The 14822-nt window shown below is 72.8% G+C and carries 16 protein-coding genes; 10 read left to right on the top strand and 6 right to left on the bottom strand.

All coding sequences use genetic code 11. From position 1 onward, the window contains the following. The first annotated feature begins 60 nt into the window (after window positions 1-60). From ACS5RC_RS08930 to dprA, 4 genes are read left to right on the top strand one after another with little or no spacing between them, the layout of a single operon-like run. Window positions 61-1020 carry an aspartate carbamoyltransferase catalytic subunit gene (locus ACS5RC_RS08930; protein ID WP_478343502.1) on the top strand — a complete coding sequence of 320 codons (960 nt, stop codon included), beginning with the start codon at window positions 61-63 and terminating at the stop codon, window positions 1018-1020. Between the two features lie 5 nt (window positions 1021-1025). Then, the gene (locus tag ACS5RC_RS08925) at window positions 1026-2336 is read left to right on the top strand and encodes a dihydroorotase (RefSeq protein WP_478343501.1); all 1311 of its coding nucleotides are present in this window, start codon (window positions 1026-1028) and stop codon (window positions 2334-2336) included. Beyond that, window positions 2333-2941 carry a glycerol-3-phosphate 1-O-acyltransferase PlsY gene (gene plsY / locus ACS5RC_RS08920; protein ID WP_478343500.1) on the top strand — a complete coding sequence of 203 codons (609 nt, stop codon included), beginning with the start codon at window positions 2333-2335 and terminating at the stop codon, window positions 2939-2941. The genes ACS5RC_RS08925 and plsY overlap by 4 nt, the downstream gene beginning before the upstream one ends. Before the next feature lie 21 nt (window positions 2942-2962). Continuing rightward, window positions 2963-4129, top strand: coding sequence for a DNA-processing protein DprA (dprA, locus tag ACS5RC_RS08915; protein WP_478343499.1), 1167 nt, complete (start codon window positions 2963-2965; stop codon window positions 4127-4129). A gap of 10 nt (window positions 4130-4139) precedes the next feature. Here dprA and ruvX read toward each other — a convergent pair whose 3' ends face one another. Next, window positions 4140-4622 (bottom strand): Holliday junction resolvase RuvX, encoded by a 483-nt coding sequence (gene ruvX / locus ACS5RC_RS08910; protein WP_478343498.1) that lies wholly within the window; start codon window positions 4620-4622, stop codon window positions 4140-4142. Between the two features lie 9 nt (window positions 4623-4631). Next, complete coding sequence (locus tag ACS5RC_RS08905; RefSeq protein ID WP_478343497.1) at window positions 4632-5201, bottom strand: SMI1/KNR4 family protein; 570 nt, start codon at window positions 5199-5201, stop codon at window positions 4632-4634. Between the two features lie 117 nt (window positions 5202-5318). Between ACS5RC_RS08905 and ACS5RC_RS08900 the strand changes: the two genes are divergently transcribed. The 6 genes from ACS5RC_RS08900 to gatB all read left to right on the top strand — a co-directional run bounded on the left by ACS5RC_RS08900 (window position 5319) and on the right by gatB (window position 10427). Then, window positions 5319-5534, top strand: a complete 216-nt coding sequence (locus ACS5RC_RS08900) for a hypothetical protein (RefSeq protein ID WP_478343496.1) — start codon at window positions 5319-5321, stop codon at window positions 5532-5534. Window positions 5535-5629: 95 nt separating this feature from the next. Further along, window positions 5630-5917 carry an Asp-tRNA(Asn)/Glu-tRNA(Gln) amidotransferase subunit GatC gene (gatC, locus tag ACS5RC_RS08895; RefSeq protein WP_478343495.1) on the top strand — a complete coding sequence of 96 codons (288 nt, stop codon included), beginning with the start codon at window positions 5630-5632 and terminating at the stop codon, window positions 5915-5917. 76 nt (window positions 5918-5993) lie between these two features. Then, window positions 5994-7475 carry an Asp-tRNA(Asn)/Glu-tRNA(Gln) amidotransferase subunit GatA gene (gene gatA / locus ACS5RC_RS08890; RefSeq protein ID WP_478343494.1) on the top strand — a complete coding sequence of 494 codons (1482 nt, stop codon included), beginning with the start codon at window positions 5994-5996 and terminating at the stop codon, window positions 7473-7475. Continuing rightward, window positions 7472-7768 carry a hypothetical protein gene (locus ACS5RC_RS08885; protein WP_478343493.1) on the top strand — a complete coding sequence of 99 codons (297 nt, stop codon included), beginning with the start codon at window positions 7472-7474 and terminating at the stop codon, window positions 7766-7768. Before gatA ends, ACS5RC_RS08885 begins: the two co-directional genes overlap by 4 nt. 38 nt (window positions 7769-7806) lie before the next feature. Further along, window positions 7807-8880, top strand: coding sequence for a glycosyltransferase family 61 protein (locus ACS5RC_RS08880; protein ID WP_478343492.1), 1074 nt, complete (start codon window positions 7807-7809; stop codon window positions 8878-8880). A gap of 74 nt (window positions 8881-8954) precedes the next feature. After that, a complete protein-coding gene (gatB, locus tag ACS5RC_RS08875) occupies window positions 8955-10427 on the top strand; it encodes an Asp-tRNA(Asn)/Glu-tRNA(Gln) amidotransferase subunit GatB (RefSeq protein ID WP_478343491.1) in 1473 nt (490 codons plus the stop codon). Window positions 10428-11064: 637 nt separating this feature from the next. Here the strand turns inward: gatB and ACS5RC_RS08870 are convergent. From ACS5RC_RS08870 to ACS5RC_RS08855, 4 genes are read right to left on the bottom strand one after another with little or no spacing between them, the layout of a single operon-like run. Beyond that, window positions 11065-12117, bottom strand: coding sequence for an efflux RND transporter periplasmic adaptor subunit (locus ACS5RC_RS08870; RefSeq protein ID WP_478343490.1), 1053 nt, complete (start codon window positions 12115-12117; stop codon window positions 11065-11067). Further along, window positions 12114-12308 (bottom strand): DUF1656 domain-containing protein, encoded by a 195-nt coding sequence (locus ACS5RC_RS08865; RefSeq protein ID WP_478343489.1) that lies wholly within the window; start codon window positions 12306-12308, stop codon window positions 12114-12116. Before ACS5RC_RS08865 ends, ACS5RC_RS08870 begins: the two co-directional genes overlap by 4 nt. Window positions 12309-12322: 14 nt before the next feature. Continuing rightward, a complete protein-coding gene (locus tag ACS5RC_RS08860) occupies window positions 12323-14362 on the bottom strand; it encodes an FUSC family protein (RefSeq protein ID WP_478343488.1) in 2040 nt (679 codons plus the stop codon). Further along, complete coding sequence (locus ACS5RC_RS08855) at window positions 14355-14774, bottom strand: DUF4345 domain-containing protein (RefSeq protein ID WP_478343487.1); 420 nt, start codon at window positions 14772-14774, stop codon at window positions 14355-14357. Before ACS5RC_RS08855 ends, ACS5RC_RS08860 begins: the two co-directional genes overlap by 8 nt. Between the last annotated feature and the right edge of the window lie 48 nt (window positions 14775-14822).

The raw sequence follows: 14822 nt of genomic DNA, 5'->3' as shown, positions 1-14822 counted from the left end.
CGCCCTTTACCGCACACCCCGGGGGACCTATCACCGGCCCGCGCCCATGACCCGAACGCCATGACCCAATCGCCGACTCAGCCGACGCCCGCGCGCTTCCCGCACCGCCATCTCCTCGGCATCGAGGGGCTGACGCGGCCCGAGATCGAGGGCCTGCTCGACCGGGCGGACGCCGCCGTCGACATCTCGCGCCAGATCGAGAAGAAGCGCACGACCCTGCGGGGCCGCACCCAGATCAACCTGTTCTTCGAGCCCTCGACGCGGACGCAATCCTCGTTCGAGCTGGCGGGCAAGCGGCTCGGCGCCGACGTGATGAACATGTCGGTGGCCTCGTCCTCGGTGAAGAAGGGCGAGACCCTGATCGACACCGCGGCGACGCTGAACGCCATGCGCCCCGACATCATCGTGGTGCGCCATCAATCGGCGGGCGCCGTGCACCTTCTCGCTCGCAAGGTCGATTGCTCGGTGGTGAACGCGGGCGACGGCGCCCACGAGCACCCGACCCAGGCGCTCCTCGACGCGCTCACCATCCGGCGCAACAAGGGCCGGATCGAGGGCCTGACGGTGGCGATCTGCGGCGACGTCCTGCATTCCCGCGTCGCCCGCTCCAACATCATCGCCCTGCAGGCGCTCGGCGCCCGGGTCCGGCTGATCGGGCCCTCGACGCTGCTGCCGGCCGGGATCGAGCGCTTCGGCGTCGAGGTCTTCACCGACATGCGCCGGGGCCTCGCCGGATGCGACATCGTGATGATGCTGCGTCTCCAGCGCGAGCGCATGAACGGCTCGTTCGTGCCCTCGGTGAAGGAGTATTTCCGCTATTACGGCCTCGACCGGGACAAGCTGGCCCTGGCCAGACCCGACGCGCTGGTGATGCATCCCGGCCCGATGAACCGCGGCGTCGAGATCGCCTCCGACATCGCCGACGGGGCGCAGTCGCTCATCCGCGAGCAGGTCGAGATGGGCGTCGCCGTGCGCATGGCGGTGCTCGAGGCGCTCGCCAGCCATCTGCCCAACGAGTGATGCCGATGTCCCTGCGTCCGATCCTCCTGCGGAACGCCCGCCTGCTCGATCCGGCGACCGGCCGCGAGGCCCCGGGCGCCGTGCTGGTGCGCGAGGGCCGCATCGCCGACGTCGCGCAGGGCGCGGCGCCGGGCGTCCCCGAGGGCTGCGAGGCAGTCGATTGCGCCGGCCTCGTCCTGGCGCCGGGGCTGATCGACATGCGGGCCTTCGTGGGCGAGCCGGGCGCCGAGCACCGCGAGACCCTGGCCTCGGCGAGCGCGGCGGCGGCGGCGGGCGGCGTGACCACCCTGGTCTGCATGCCCGACACCAACCCGGTGATCGACGGGCCGGCGATCGTGGATTTCGTGCTGCGGCGCGCCCGGGACACGGCCTGCGTCAACGTCCTGCCGGCCGCCGCCATCACCAAGGGTCTGGCCGGCCGGGAGATGACCGAGTTCGGCCTGCTGCAGGAGGCCGGTGCGGTGGCCTTCACGGACGGGCTGAAGGCCGTGACGAACGCCCAGGTGATGCGCCGGGCGCTCACCTACGCGCGGGATTTCGGCGCGCTGATCCTGCAGCACGTCGAGGAGCCGGACCTCGTCGGCGAGGGCGTGATGAACGAGGGCGAGTTCGCCTCGCGGCTCGGCCTCGTCGGCATCCCGCGCGAGGCCGAGACGGTGATGCTGGAGCGCGACATCCGCCTCGTGCGCCTCACCGGCGCCCGCTACCACGCGGCGATGATCTCCTGCGCCGATTCGGTGGAGATCGTCGCCCGGGCCAAGCACGACGGCCTGCCCGTCACCTGCGGGGTCTCGGTGAACAACCTCGTCCTCAACGAGAACGACATCGGGCATTACCGCACCTTCTGCCGCCTCTCGCCGCCGCTGCGGCACGAGAGCGACCGGCTCGCGGTGGTGCGGGCGCTGGCCGACGGCGTGATCGACGTCGTCGTCTCCGACCACAACCCGCAGGACGTCGAGACCAAGCGCCTGCCCTTCGCGGAGGCCGCCGACGGCGCCCTCGGGATCGAGACGCTGCTGGGCGCCGCGATGCGCCTCGTCCACAACGGCGACATCGCCCTGCCGCGGCTCCTGGCGGCGCTCACCGAGGCGCCCGCGCGGATCCTCGGGCGCGCGGGCGGACGCTTGGCCGCCGGCGCGCCGGCCGATCTCGTGCTGATCGACCCGGACCTGCCCTACCTCCTCGACAAGCGCACCTTGAAGTCGCGCTCGAAGAACTCGCCCTTCGACGAGGCGCGGCTGCAGGGCGCCGCCGTGCTGACCCTCGTCGGCGGGCGCGTCGTCCACCGCTCCCCCGAGATCGCGGTGGCCGCGTGAGCGCGCTCGCCGATCTCGCCACGCCGGCCGCGGCCGCCTGCCTCGGCCTCGGCTACGCGCTGGGCTCGATCCCGTTCGGCCTGATCCTGACCCGCTACGCCGGCCTCGGCGACGTGCGGGCGATCGGCTCGGGCAATATCGGGGCGACGAACGTGCTGCGCACGGGCCGCAAGGGCCTCGCCGCCGCGACGCTGCTCGGCGACGCCCTCAAGGGCACCGCGGCGGTGCTGATCGCGGCCCGCTTCGGCGAGGCGCCGATGCTGGCGGCCGGCCTCGGGGCCTTCCTGGGCCATCTCTTCCCGGTCTGGCTCGGCTTCAAGGGCGGCAAGGGCGTGGCGACCTTCATCGGCGTGCTGCTGGGCCTGAGCCCGCTCGCGGTGCTGGCCTTCGCGGCGATCTGGCTCGGCCTCGCCTTCGCGCTGCGCTATTCCTCGCTCGCCGCGCTCGCGGCCTCGGCGGCGACGCCCCCGCTGCTCTGGGCGATGGGGCGCCCGGCCGAAGCTGCGCTGTTCCTGGCGCTCACCCTGCTGCTATGGTGGAAGCACGCGCCCAACATCCGGCGACTCGCCGCCGGCAGCGAGGGACGCATCGGCCAGAAGGGCTGACGAACCGACCCGCGAGGCGTCATGCAGCTCACCGACGCCCAGCGGATCGACTGGCTCCGCCTGATCCGCACCGAGGGCGTCGGCCCCCGCACCTTCCGGGGCCTGATCAACCGCTTCGGCGGGGCCGGCCCCGCCCTCGACGCGCTGCCGGACCTGACGCGGCGCCAGGGCCGCCCGGTGACGCCGCCGACCCGTGCGCAGGCCGAGGCCGAGATCGCCGCCGCGGCCCGGATCGGCGCCCGCCTCGTCGCAAGCGGGGAGGCCGGATATCCCCGCCTGCTCCAGAGCGCCGATTCCGCGCCGCCGCTCCTCGCCGTGCGCGGCAGCGAGGCCGCCCTGGCCGCCCCGGCCGTCGCGATCGTCGGGTCGCGCAACGCCTCGGCGGCGGGGGGCGCCTTCACGGAGCGCCTCGCCCGCGGCCTCGGCGAGGCCGGCCTCACCATCGTCTCGGGGCTCGCCCGGGGCATCGACGCGCGGGCCCACAAGGCCTCGCTCGCGACCGGCACCGTCGCGGTGCTCGCGGGCGGCCACGACAAGATCTACCCGGCCAACCACGCCGCCCTGGTGGCGGAGATCCTCGACGCGGGCGGCGCGGTGGTCGCCGAGATGCCGATGGGCTGGGTGCCGCGCGGCCGCGACTTTCCACGCCGCAACCGCATCATCTCGGGCCTCGCCTACGGCACCGTGGTGGTCGAGGCCGCCCGCCGCTCCGGCTCGCTCATCACCGCGCGCTTCGCGCTGGAGCAGGGCCGCGAGGTCTTCGCCGTGCCGGGCTCGCCCCTCGATCCGCGCGCGGAGGGCACCAACGACCTGATCCGGCAGGGCGCGACGCTGGTGGCGGAGGTCGACCACGTGCTGGCGGTGATCGCGCCGCTCCTCGGCGACGGGACGCCCGCGATCCAGGCGCCGCAAGACCTCGCCGACCAGCCGATCTTCTGGGACGAGATCGACCTCGACGGCATCGCCCTGGCCGTGCCCGCCCCGGCGCTCGACAGCCCGGACCCGGCCGAGCCGACCGACGCGCTGGCCCAGGTGATCGGTGCGCTGAGCCCCGCCCCGATCGGCACCGACGCCCTCGCCCGCAGCACCGGCCTCAGCGTGCGGGTGGTGCAGACGCTCCTGCTCGAGCTGGAGCTCGACGGCCGCATCGAGCGCCACGGCAGCGGCACGGTCTCGCTGCTGCCGTAGGGCGGGCGTCCTACGCCTCCTCGTCCGCGTCCGGCCCGCGCATCAGGTCGAGGGCGCCCTGCAGGATGTAGGCGGCGGCGAGCTTGTCGACGAGCTCGGCCCGGCGGGCCCGGGAGGTGTCCGCCTCGATCAGGGCGCGGGTGACGACGGCGGTGGACAGGCGCTCGTCCTGGTACAGGACCGGCAGATCGAGCAGGGGTCTCAGGTTGCGCACGAAGGCGCGGGTGGATTGCACCCGCGGCCCCGCGCTGCCGTCCATGTTGAGGGGCAGGCCGAAGACGAGGCCGCCGACCCGGTGGGTCTCGCACAGGACCTTCAGGCGGGTGGCGTCCGGGGTGAACTTCACCCGGCGGATCGTCTCCAGCGGCGAGGCGATGCGGCGCTGCACGTCGGAGAGCGCGAGGCCGATCGTGCGGGTTCCGAGATCCACCCCGATCAGGCGCGGGCCGGTCGTCGCGGCCTCGGCGAAGGCACGGATGTCGCTGGTGTCCATCGGCCGGCTCTAGCCGACCGCGTCGGAGCGGGCCAGCACCGCGTCCTCGATGCCCTCGAAGACCGAGGGCAGGGGCTCGGCCGCCTCGCCGAGGACGGCGCGCACGCGCGCGTCCTGCAGGGCCCGGAACAGGGCGTCGAGGCTCTCGGCCCCGAAGCGCAGCGTCTCCAGGTCCGGCGCCAGCACCCAGATCTCGTATTCGTGCGGACCCTCGCCCGCGGGCCCGGTGCCGTCGACGTCCCAGAACAGGAAGCTGCCGTCCTCGACCTCGCCGAAGAAGCAGGCCCGGTCGAGCGGCGAGGCGTCGTCGGCGCCGATGTCCGCGGGCGGGCCGAGCTGCGCCAGCGCCGAGGCGATGCTGTAGGCGATCGTCTCGGAGCGGCCGACGAGGTCGGCGGCCGGGTAGGGCAGCGGCGTCGCGATCCTGACGGCGCCGCCCGCGAGGCCGGCCCCGCAGGCGGCGCAGAAGCTGCGGTAGGAATCGGGGAGCCGAAAGCCCAGCGCCTGCTGCGCCCGCGCGATCTCGTCCGGCGCCGAGGGACGTCCCGGGTGCAGGGCGGCGAAGATGTCGGACCACATGGGCGGATCTCCTTTCAGCGTCGCCGTTAACCCTATCGGTGGATCGCGGCCGACGGGCTGGAGCGGTTCGGGCCGAAGCGTGTTAACGAACGGTTAACCTTCTGACCGGGGATCTCCGTGACCGCCAGTCCCGCGATACGCTTCCTCGACCGGCTCCGTGCGGAGCGCCCCGACCCGCGGCCCGCGCGTCCGCCGATGCGCCGCCTGCACCGCTTCCTGCTGCTGCTGGCCTTCGAGGTGCTGGTCTTCGGCTTCGCGCAGGCGCAGTTTCACCCCGTGCGGCGCGGCATCCTGATTGAGGTGACCACGACGCCCAACCACGTGGTGACCTGAGCCCCCGCCCGCGTTGCGGCGCCGCGAAGGCCGGTGCTATAGCCCGCCGCATCGTATCGCGGATCGCGCCCGGACCGGGCGGGCAACGGGGCAGCATGTCGGTCGACGCACAGACAGTCCGGCGCATCGCGCATCTGGCGCGCATCGCGGTCTCCGAGGCGGAGGTCGCCCCGCTTCAGGGCGAACTCAACGCGATCCTGGCCTTCGTCGAGCAGCTCGGCGCCGTCGACGTCTCCGGCGTCGAGCCGATGACCTCGGTCACGCCCATGGCCATGAAGAAGCGCGCGGACGTGGTCACCGAAGGGGAGCGCGCCGCCGCCATCGTCGCCAACGCGCCCGAGACCGAGGACCATTACTTCCTCGTCCCGAAGGTGGTCGAGTAGGGCGATCCAGCTGCCGAGGGCCCGGCGCGATTGCCGGGCAGGACCTGCCGCGACGGGCGGGCGTGAGGACGGACACGTGAGCGAACTGAACGAACTCTCCCTCGCCGAGGCGCGCGACGGCCTGACGGCCAAGCGGTTCTCCGCCCGCGAGCTGACCCAGGCCCACATCGCCGCCGTCGAGGCGGCGCGGCCCCTGAACGCCTTCCTGCTCGAGACGCCCGAGCGCGCGCTCGCGATGGCGGAGGCCGCCGACGGCCGGATCGCGGCGGGGCAGGCGCGCCCCCTCGAGGGCCTACCGCTCGGCATCAAGGACCTGTTCTGCACCGAGGGCGTGCCGACCACCGCCGGCTCGAAGATCCTCGAGGGCTTCACACCGCCCTACGAATCGGCCGTCTCCGCCAATCTCTGGCGCGACGGCGCGGTGATGCTGGGCAAGCTCAACCTCGACGAATTCGCGATGGGCTCCTCGAACGAGACCAGCGCCTACGGCAATGTGATCTCGCCCTGGCGCCGGCAGGGCTCCGACGCGGCCCTGGTCCCCGGCGGCTCGTCGGGCGGCTCGGCGGCGGCGGTCGCGGCCCATCTCTGCCTCGGCGCCACCGCGACGGATACCGGCGGGTCGATCCGCCAGCCCGCGGCCTTCACCGGCACGGTCGGGATCAAGCCGACCTACGGGCGCTGCTCGCGCTGGGGCACGGTGGCCTTCGCCTCCTCCCTCGATCAGGCCGGCCCGATCGCCCGCACGGTGCGCGACTGCGCCATCCTGCTCGGCTCGATGGCCGGACCGGACGCGCGCGACACCACCTGCGTCGATCTCCCGGTGCCGGATTTCGAGGCCGCCGTCTCGCGCGGCGTGAAGGGGCTGACCATCGGCATCCCGAAGGAGTACCGGGTCGACGGGATGCCGGCCGAGATCCAGGCGCTCTGGGACCAGGGCGCGGAATGGCTGAAGGCCGCCGGCGCGACGATCCGGGAGATCTCGCTGCCCCACACCCGCTACGCGCTGCCGGCCTACTACATCGTGGCGCCTGCCGAGGCCTCCTCGAACCTCGCCCGCTACGACGGCGTGCGCTACGGCCTGCGCGTGCCGGCCGACGACATCGTCGGGCTCTACGAGAAGACCCGCGCGGCGGGCTTCGGCCGCGAGGTGAAGCGGCGCATCATGATCGGCACCTACGTGCTCTCGGCCGGCTACTACGACGCCTACTACGTGCGGGCCCAGAAGATCCGCACCCTGATCAAGCGCGACTTCGAGCAGGCCTACGCCGCGGGCGTCGACGCGATCCTGACGCCCGCGACGCCGTCCTCCGCCTTCGGCATCGGCGAGAAGGCCTCCGCCGACCCGGTCGAGATGTATCTCAACGACGTCTTCACCGTGACGGTGAACATGGCGGGCCTGCCCGGCATCGCCGTGCCGGCCGGCCTCGACGCGCAGGGCCTGCCGCTCGGGCTGCAGCTCGTCGGCCGGCCCTTCGACGAGGAGACCCTGTTCTCCGCCGCCCAGGTGATCGAGGACGCGGCCGGCCGGATGAGGCTGCCGGCGCCCTGGTGGGCATGACCGTCCCGTATTATCCCTGGACCGTCTGGATCCTGGCGGCCTTCGACCCGATCCTGATCGGGCTCGCGCTCTATCTCGGCTGGACCGCGACCCAGTTCGGCAAGGTCTTCATCGCGGCGATCATCGCGCTCGCGGTCTCCGTGCTGGCCTCGTGGGCGATCGGGGCGCTCGGCATCCCCTGGCCGGCCCCGGTGAGCCATGACGGGCCGACCTTCTTCCCCGTGCGCACCGTGGCTGCGCTCCTCTGGGCGATCCTCGGCTTCGGGGCCCGGCGGCTCCGGCCCGGACCCTGAGCCCGGCCCTGACCCCGACCGTCGACCTGCGCGAGGCCGTGGCGGCGGGCCGCGGCACGATCACCGATCTCAGCCTGTCGCGCCACGTCCGCGTGCGCCCGCCCGACCTGATGATCGGCGCGGTCACGCCCGCGCTCCTGCACACCCTGTTCTCGGAATCCCTCGTCCACGGCGCCACGGTGATCCGGGTGCGCGACGCCGAGGTGATGCGGGAGGGGATCGTGCTCCTCGACGGCGCCTTCGCCACCTGCGGGCAGATCAACGTCGATCCCGGCTATCCCGCCCGCTTCCATCCCGACCTCGTGCAGGGGGCCGGGCACCTGCCGCTCCGCCGCATCGCGGGCGAGCCCGTGCTTCTCGTCGGCGCCGGCCACACGGTGTTCGGGCACTGGCTCGTGGATTTCCTGCCCAAGCTCTACCTGCTGCATCGGGCGGGCTACAAGCTGGAACGCCAGCGCTTCCTGCTGCCCGCCGACACCCCGGATTTCGCGCGGGCCTGGCTCGCGGCCCTCGGGATCGGGGCGGACCGGATCCTCGCCTACGAGCCCTGGGCCGAGCGGCTCGCCTGCCGGGACCTGATCGTCCCGGGCGCGCTGCGGCACGCGAGCCGCGCCTCGCCCCTGCTCGCCGAAGCGCGCGCCTTCCTGCTGCGCCGGCTCGGGATCCGTCGGCGCTGGTGGCGGCCCGCGCCGCCCGGGCGGCGGCGCCTGCTCGTCGCCCGCTCGGAGAACGCCGCGACCCTCAACCGCCGCCGGCTGGCCGAGCGCGCGCTCCTCGAGGCCCGGGCCGCGGCCCACGGATTCGAGGCGGTGCGGCCCGAGACCCTGCCGATCGGCGAGCAGGTGGCGCTGTTCCGGTCGGCCGCCTGCCTCGTCGGCGAGTACGGCTCGGGCCTGCACGGCTCGCTGTTCTGCGAGCCCGGCGCCAGCGTGCTCTCGATCCGCAACGGCGACCCGGCGCTGGGCTTCCTGCAGAGCGGCCTCGATCACGCGATCGGCCATGCCAGCGGCTACGTGATCGGCGACCCGCCCGACGCCGAGGGCGGCTTCTCGGTGGCCCCGGGCGACATCGACACCGCCCTCGACTGGCTCGGCTGGGCGCGCGCCGCTTGACCCGCCCCGCGGCCGGTTCCTACACACCGGATCGAGGACGCGCCCCGCAGGGCGCCCGCGAGGTTTTCACGAGCATGACGATCCCGGTGAACCCCAACAAGCTGATCAAGGGCGGCCTGCACGACTGGGAGGTGGTGATCGGCATGGAGATCCATGCCCAGGTCACCAGCCGCTCGAAGCTGTTCTCCGGCGCCTCGACAGAGTTCGGGGCCGAGCCGAACGCCCACGTCTCGCTCGTCGACGCGGCGATGCCCGGCATGCTGCCGGTGATCAACGAGGAATGCGTCGCCCAGGCCGTGCGCACCGGCCTCGGCCTGAAGGCGCGGATCAACCTGCGCTCGGTCTTCGACCGCAAGAACTACTTCTACCCGGATCTGCCGCAGGGCTACCAGATCTCGCAGTACAAGGACCCGATCGTCGGCGAGGGCGAGGTGCTGGTCGATCTGGCCGACGGCGACTCGATCACGGTGGGCATCGAGCGGCTGCATCTGGAGCAGGATGCGGGCAAGTCCCTGCACGATCAGGCGCCGAACCAGAGCTTCGTCGATCTCAACCGTTCCGGCGTCGCCCTGATGGAGATCGTCTCGCGGCCGGACCTGCGCTCGTCGGACGAGGCCAAGGCCTACGTGACGAAGCTGCGCACCATCCTGCGCTATCTCGGCACCTGCGACGGCGACATGGAGAAGGGCTCGCTCCGCGCCGACGTGAACGTCTCGGTCCGCCGCCCCGGCGACCCGCTCGGCACCCGCTGCGAGATCAAGAACGTCAACTCGATCCGCTTCATCGGGCAGGCGATCGAGACCGAGGCGCGCCGGCAGATCGCGATCCTCGAGGATGGGGGCACGATCAGCCAGGAGACGCGGCTGTTCGACCCGGGCCGCGGCGAGACCCGCTCGATGCGCTCGAAGGAGGAGGCGCACGATTACCGCTACTTCCCCGATCCGGACCTGCTGCCGCTCGAGTTCGATCAGGCCTATGTCGACCGCCTCGCCGAGGGCCTGCCGGAGCTGCCCGACGCCAAGAAGGCGCGCTTCGTCGAGGATTTCGGCCTCTCGGCCTACGATGCCGGCGTGCTCGTCGCCGAGCGGGCATCGGCCGACTACTACGAGGCGGTGGCCAGGGGCCGCGACGGCAAGGCGGCCGCCAACTGGGTGATCAACGAGCTGTTCGGCCGCCTGAACAAGGAGGGCCTCGGCATCGAGGCGAGCCCGGTCTCGGCGGACCAGCTCGGGGCGATCATCGACCTGATCGGCGAGGGCGTGATCTCGGGCAAGATCGCCAAGGACCTGTTCGAGATCGTCTGGACCGAGGGGGGCGATCCGCGCGCGGTGGTCGAGGCGCGCGGCATGCGCCAGGTCACCGATACGGGTGCGATCGAGGCGGCAATCGACGCCATCATCGCCCAGAACCCCGACAAGGTCGCCCAGGCCCGCGAGAAGCCGACGCTGCTCGGCTGGTTCGTCGGCCAGACCATGAAGGCCACCGGCGGCAAGGCCAACCCGGCCGCGGTGAACGCGCTGCTGAAGGCGAAGCTCGGGATCGCGTAGCCCGAGGCTCGCGCGCCGGACCCTCCTGGGCCTCCGCGGCCGCGTCGGGACGGGATGGCGGCCCGCGCGCCGTCGCCTGCGGCGCGCATGCGGAAATCCCGCGCGCAGCCTCGGCTGAGGCTGTGGGCAGGCAGATCTTCGGTCACCTTGAGAGAAACCGCGCCGGAAGCGGCTCAGGTGGGGCTTGTCGCGTGTTCGAAGTCGCGCCGTTCGGCCGCTTCTGCGCCCCTGGAGCCGTCTCCGCCGGGTTGTCCGCTGGGAGCCGCTACGTCTCCGGCCGAACCTATCCGGAGATGATCGCCGCGGCGTTACGCTGGGGTGGAGTCATTCCTGTCTCCTTCAGCTTCGGCCGCAAAGTCTCGCGCACGGGGCGTCGTTCGGCGGCCGTCCTGTGCTTCCCGTCTCGAAGCACAGGAGTAGACTGTGCCCGTATTCGAGCGCCGTCAAGCCCGAAAGTTCGTCGGCGTCGCAAGTATTCGCGCGCGCCACAGCGCGCCGCAGCGCATCCTAACGACATCAAGCACTTGGCGGCACGGATGCTGCGGCGCGATACACCTGGGCCGTTGCGGGACGGCCCAGCCGTTCGCACGCGGCCGGGCCGTCCGGAGCGGGACCGGCGGCCGGACCACCGGCCCCCTCACGGGCCGCCTGTCAGGCCTCGGCGGAGATCCGCGAACCAGCCGGGCGTCCGGCCCCGGCCCTCGTTCACCGCGACCGTCGCGGTCATGCCGGCCACCAGCGGCACGCCGTCGGGCACCTGCTCGATGCGGATGCGCACCGGCACGCGCTGGGCGAGGCGGACCCAGGTGTAGACCGGATCGACGTTCGGCAGGCCCTGCGTGCTCGGCGCGGCATTGGCGGTGGAGATGCCGAGGGTGATGCTCTCGACACGCCCGCGCAGCGGCCGGTCGAAGCCGAGGAGCTGCATCTCGGCGGGATCGCCCACATGGATCCCCGCCATCTTGGTCTCCTCGAAATAGCCGTCGACCCAGAACGAGTCGGTGTCGATCACCCGCACGTTGGCGGTGCCGGTCTGGGCGTAGTCGCCCACCCGCAGCAGGAGATTCGTCACCCGGCCGTTGACCGGGGCGCGCACCTCCGTGCGCTTCAGGTTGGTCTGGGCCTGGGAGAGCTGCGCCTTGGCGGTCTCCAGCGCGGCCTCGGCGATCTTGGCCGTGCCGGCATATTGCTGCTTCTCCTCCACCGAGGTCGAGACCGTGGTGAGCGCCTGCCGCCGCGCCGATTGCGCGTTCTTCACCTGGAGGTCCGCCTCGCGGTTCTTCACCTCGGCCTCGGCCTGGGCCACCGCGACCTGGAAGTCGAACGGATCGATCACGTACAGCACGTCGCCGCGCTGCACCGTCTGGTTGTCGCTGACCCGGAGCTCGGTGATCTGGCCCGAGACCTGCGGGGCGACGCTCGCCACCTGCACGCGCACCCGCCCGTCCCGGGTCCAGGGCGCGGTGACGTAGTATTGCCAGACCACGACGGCCGCTCCGAGGGCGAGGAGCAGGATCAGGCCGGTGGCGGCGAGCCGGAACACCTTGGCCGCCCGCCCGCTCCGGACCGGCGCCGGCGCCTCGACCCGGAGCGCCGGCGGGTCCTCGCGCGGAACCCCTGCGGGGCGGCCTGTGGGACCGCCCGCGGGGTGGCCCGCCGCGGCTTTCGGGTCGTCTTCGTCGGCCATCATACCAGCACGATCAGGAGGGCGAGGATGCAGACGTAGATGCCCGCCTCGGCCAGGGGGGCGTTGGCCACGTAGCGGCTGAGGCGGACGCGGCTGAAGATCCGGCGCAGCACCACGAGGATCGCGAAGGCGGCAAGGGCATAGGCGACGAACGGGGAGATCAGGATCCCGCCGATCTGGATGTCCTGGCGCATCGTGGGGCGACTCCTCAGAACGGCGCGACGGCGAGGCGCCGCAGGAAACGCCGATGGCGTCCGATGACCCGTGCCGCCGTGACGAGATCGGTCGCGGCCCGCGCGCTCGTCATGCGGGCGGGGCGATCCTCCCGTGCGGCCGCGCGCACGAGATCGCGTGCAGCGTCCTCCAGGGCCCAGGGATGGCCGGTCGCCAGGGCGTCGCGCGCCTGGGCGATCGGCGTGTGCAGGCGCGCGAGGGGCCGGAGCAGGCGCATCTGCGCGTGGGCGCGGGCCGCGGCGGCCTCGAGCTGCGCCAGCGCGAAGGCGTGGGTGAGCGCCATGCGGCGCACCGCGCTGCTGCCGGAGCTGTAGCCCCAGAACTGGAACAGCCGGTCGGCGTTGAGGCTCGTCCGCGTGGTGGCGTCGCCCCCCTCGCCGGCCATCGCCTCGGCGAGCGCCCGGCGGGCGGAATCGAGGGCGTAGATCCGGTGCCGCGCGTCACTGATCGGCAGGACGAGGCGGACCGCCAGGAACAGCAGCACCGCCGCGACGATCACGAGGAGCACGTTCGTCAGCACGGTCTCGGGATCGTAGGTCTGCGGGTTGGCGGGCGCCAGCAGCACCGAGAAGAACACCAGGGTGATGAAGCCCACCGTGAAGGTCGGCGGGTGGAGCGACAGGAAGCAGCCGAGGAAGACCGGCGGCGCCATCGCGATGGCCAGGAGCGGGAAGCCCTGGTTGCCGTTGAGCAGGCCGAACAGCACGGCTACGGCGAAGAGGCCGGCGAGGGGCATCCCGATCAGCACGCCGAGGGCGAACTTGCGCGGATCCGGGGTCACCGAGGAGAGGGCGCAGTTGGCCGCCACCTGGACGAGGGCGAAGGAGCTCTCGGGCAGGCCGCTGAGGATCAGCAGGAACGCGCTGATGCCGAACGCGATGGCGACCCGCATGGCGGCCCGGAAGGCGACCGGGAAATCACGATGGGTCGGCAGCGCCACGTCGCGCAGGGGCCTGTGGCCATCGCAGAGGGCGCGCAGGCCGTCGTCGGCGAAGGTCGCGGCATTGACGAAGTCGAGGCAGCGCTGGAGCGCGGCCAGCTCGTCGAGGGGCCTGTCGCCGTCCCGCATGGCCGCGTCGACGAGGTCGCGCAGGCGCGCGTCGTGGGCGTCGAGGGCCGCGGCGCCGGGCGCGGAGACGTCGCCCGCGGCCACCGCGCGGCAGATCGCCAGCGCCTCCGCGACGGCCGGGGAGGGAGCCGGCAGGTGCGCGGCGGCCCGCGCCACGGCCCGGCTCGCCGCGACCATCACGTAGAGCGCCGCGATGGCGCTGCGGGCGCCCGCCGCGCGGAACGGGCCGTCGTCGAGCTCCCCCGCGATGGCGCTCGCATCGGCCCGCATCGGGGCGATCCGGCGGATCATCTGCGCGGCCCGCTCCGGCCCGGGATCCCCGGCGGCGAGGGCCTCGCGGGCGAAGTCCTTCACCGCCGCGAAGGCACCGACCAGCGTCGGCCGCAACGTCCGCCACGTGCTCGGCGAGGCCAGCGCGTCGTTGATGAAGGTGATCACCACCACCGCCACCGCGATCGCGGCGAGCCGCGAGACCGCGGCGTCGAAGGTGTTCTGCGGCGTGTCGATATGGGCGACCGCGATGATCGCGACCGTGTAGCCCGACAGCATGGCCCCGTACGCGCGGGTGTCCTGGAGATACTGCGCCACGAACACGCACAGTCCGAGCCAGACCGTGAAGGCGAGGAGGAGGAGCACGCGGTCCTGCCCGAACAGGGCCATGAACAGGATCGCGACCGCGCCGCCGATGATCGTGCCGAGGAGGCGGTAGACGGCCTTGGAGATCGCCTGGCCCCGCCGCGGCTGGGCCAGGATCGCGACGCCGGTCGCGGCCGTCGAGGGGCTGTCGAGCTGCAGCCAGAAGGCGATGTAGAGCGCCAGGGTCATGGCGATCCAGATGCGCAGCGCGAAGGCCCAGGCCGCGGGCGCGGGGACGAAGGCGTCGATCCGGTCGAGGATACGGTCCAGGCGCGCGGGAGCGCCGGAACGGGCAGGGGCCTCAGGCATCGCGGGTGAGATCCGCGGAGCCGGCGGCGCGGGCCTGGGCGGCAATCCGGGCCTGCCACAGGCAGAGCAGGGGCGTCACCACGAGCTCGACCCCGAGCGCGCCGAGCATGGTCAGGGAGGGCACGCCTGTGAGGTAGAGCCCGAGCAGCCGGGCGAGGCCGCCCAGCACCACCACCAGGGTCAGGAAGCGGAACAGCCGCGTCTTGCCCGCGATCCCCGGCACGCAGACCCAGAACAGGATGCCGATGCCCGTGAGCAGGCCCGAGAGGTAGCGGAAGTGGCTGTCGATCGAGACGCTCTCGACGCCCGAGGCGAGGCCGTTCACGCCGAAGACCACGCCGTAGAGGCCGGCCGCGACCGGGATCACCGCGCCGACGGCCACCACGCGCTGGAGTGCCTGCCGCTCGTTCATCCGCCCCCGCCCCGCCGCTCTCGCCGGTCACAGAACCCGCCCGAAGGC

The organism is Methylobacterium sp. HJ2 (assembly GCF_056431005.1).
Note: the sequence above shows the minus strand (reverse complement) of the source record. Positions and strands in the feature narration are given on the sequence as shown.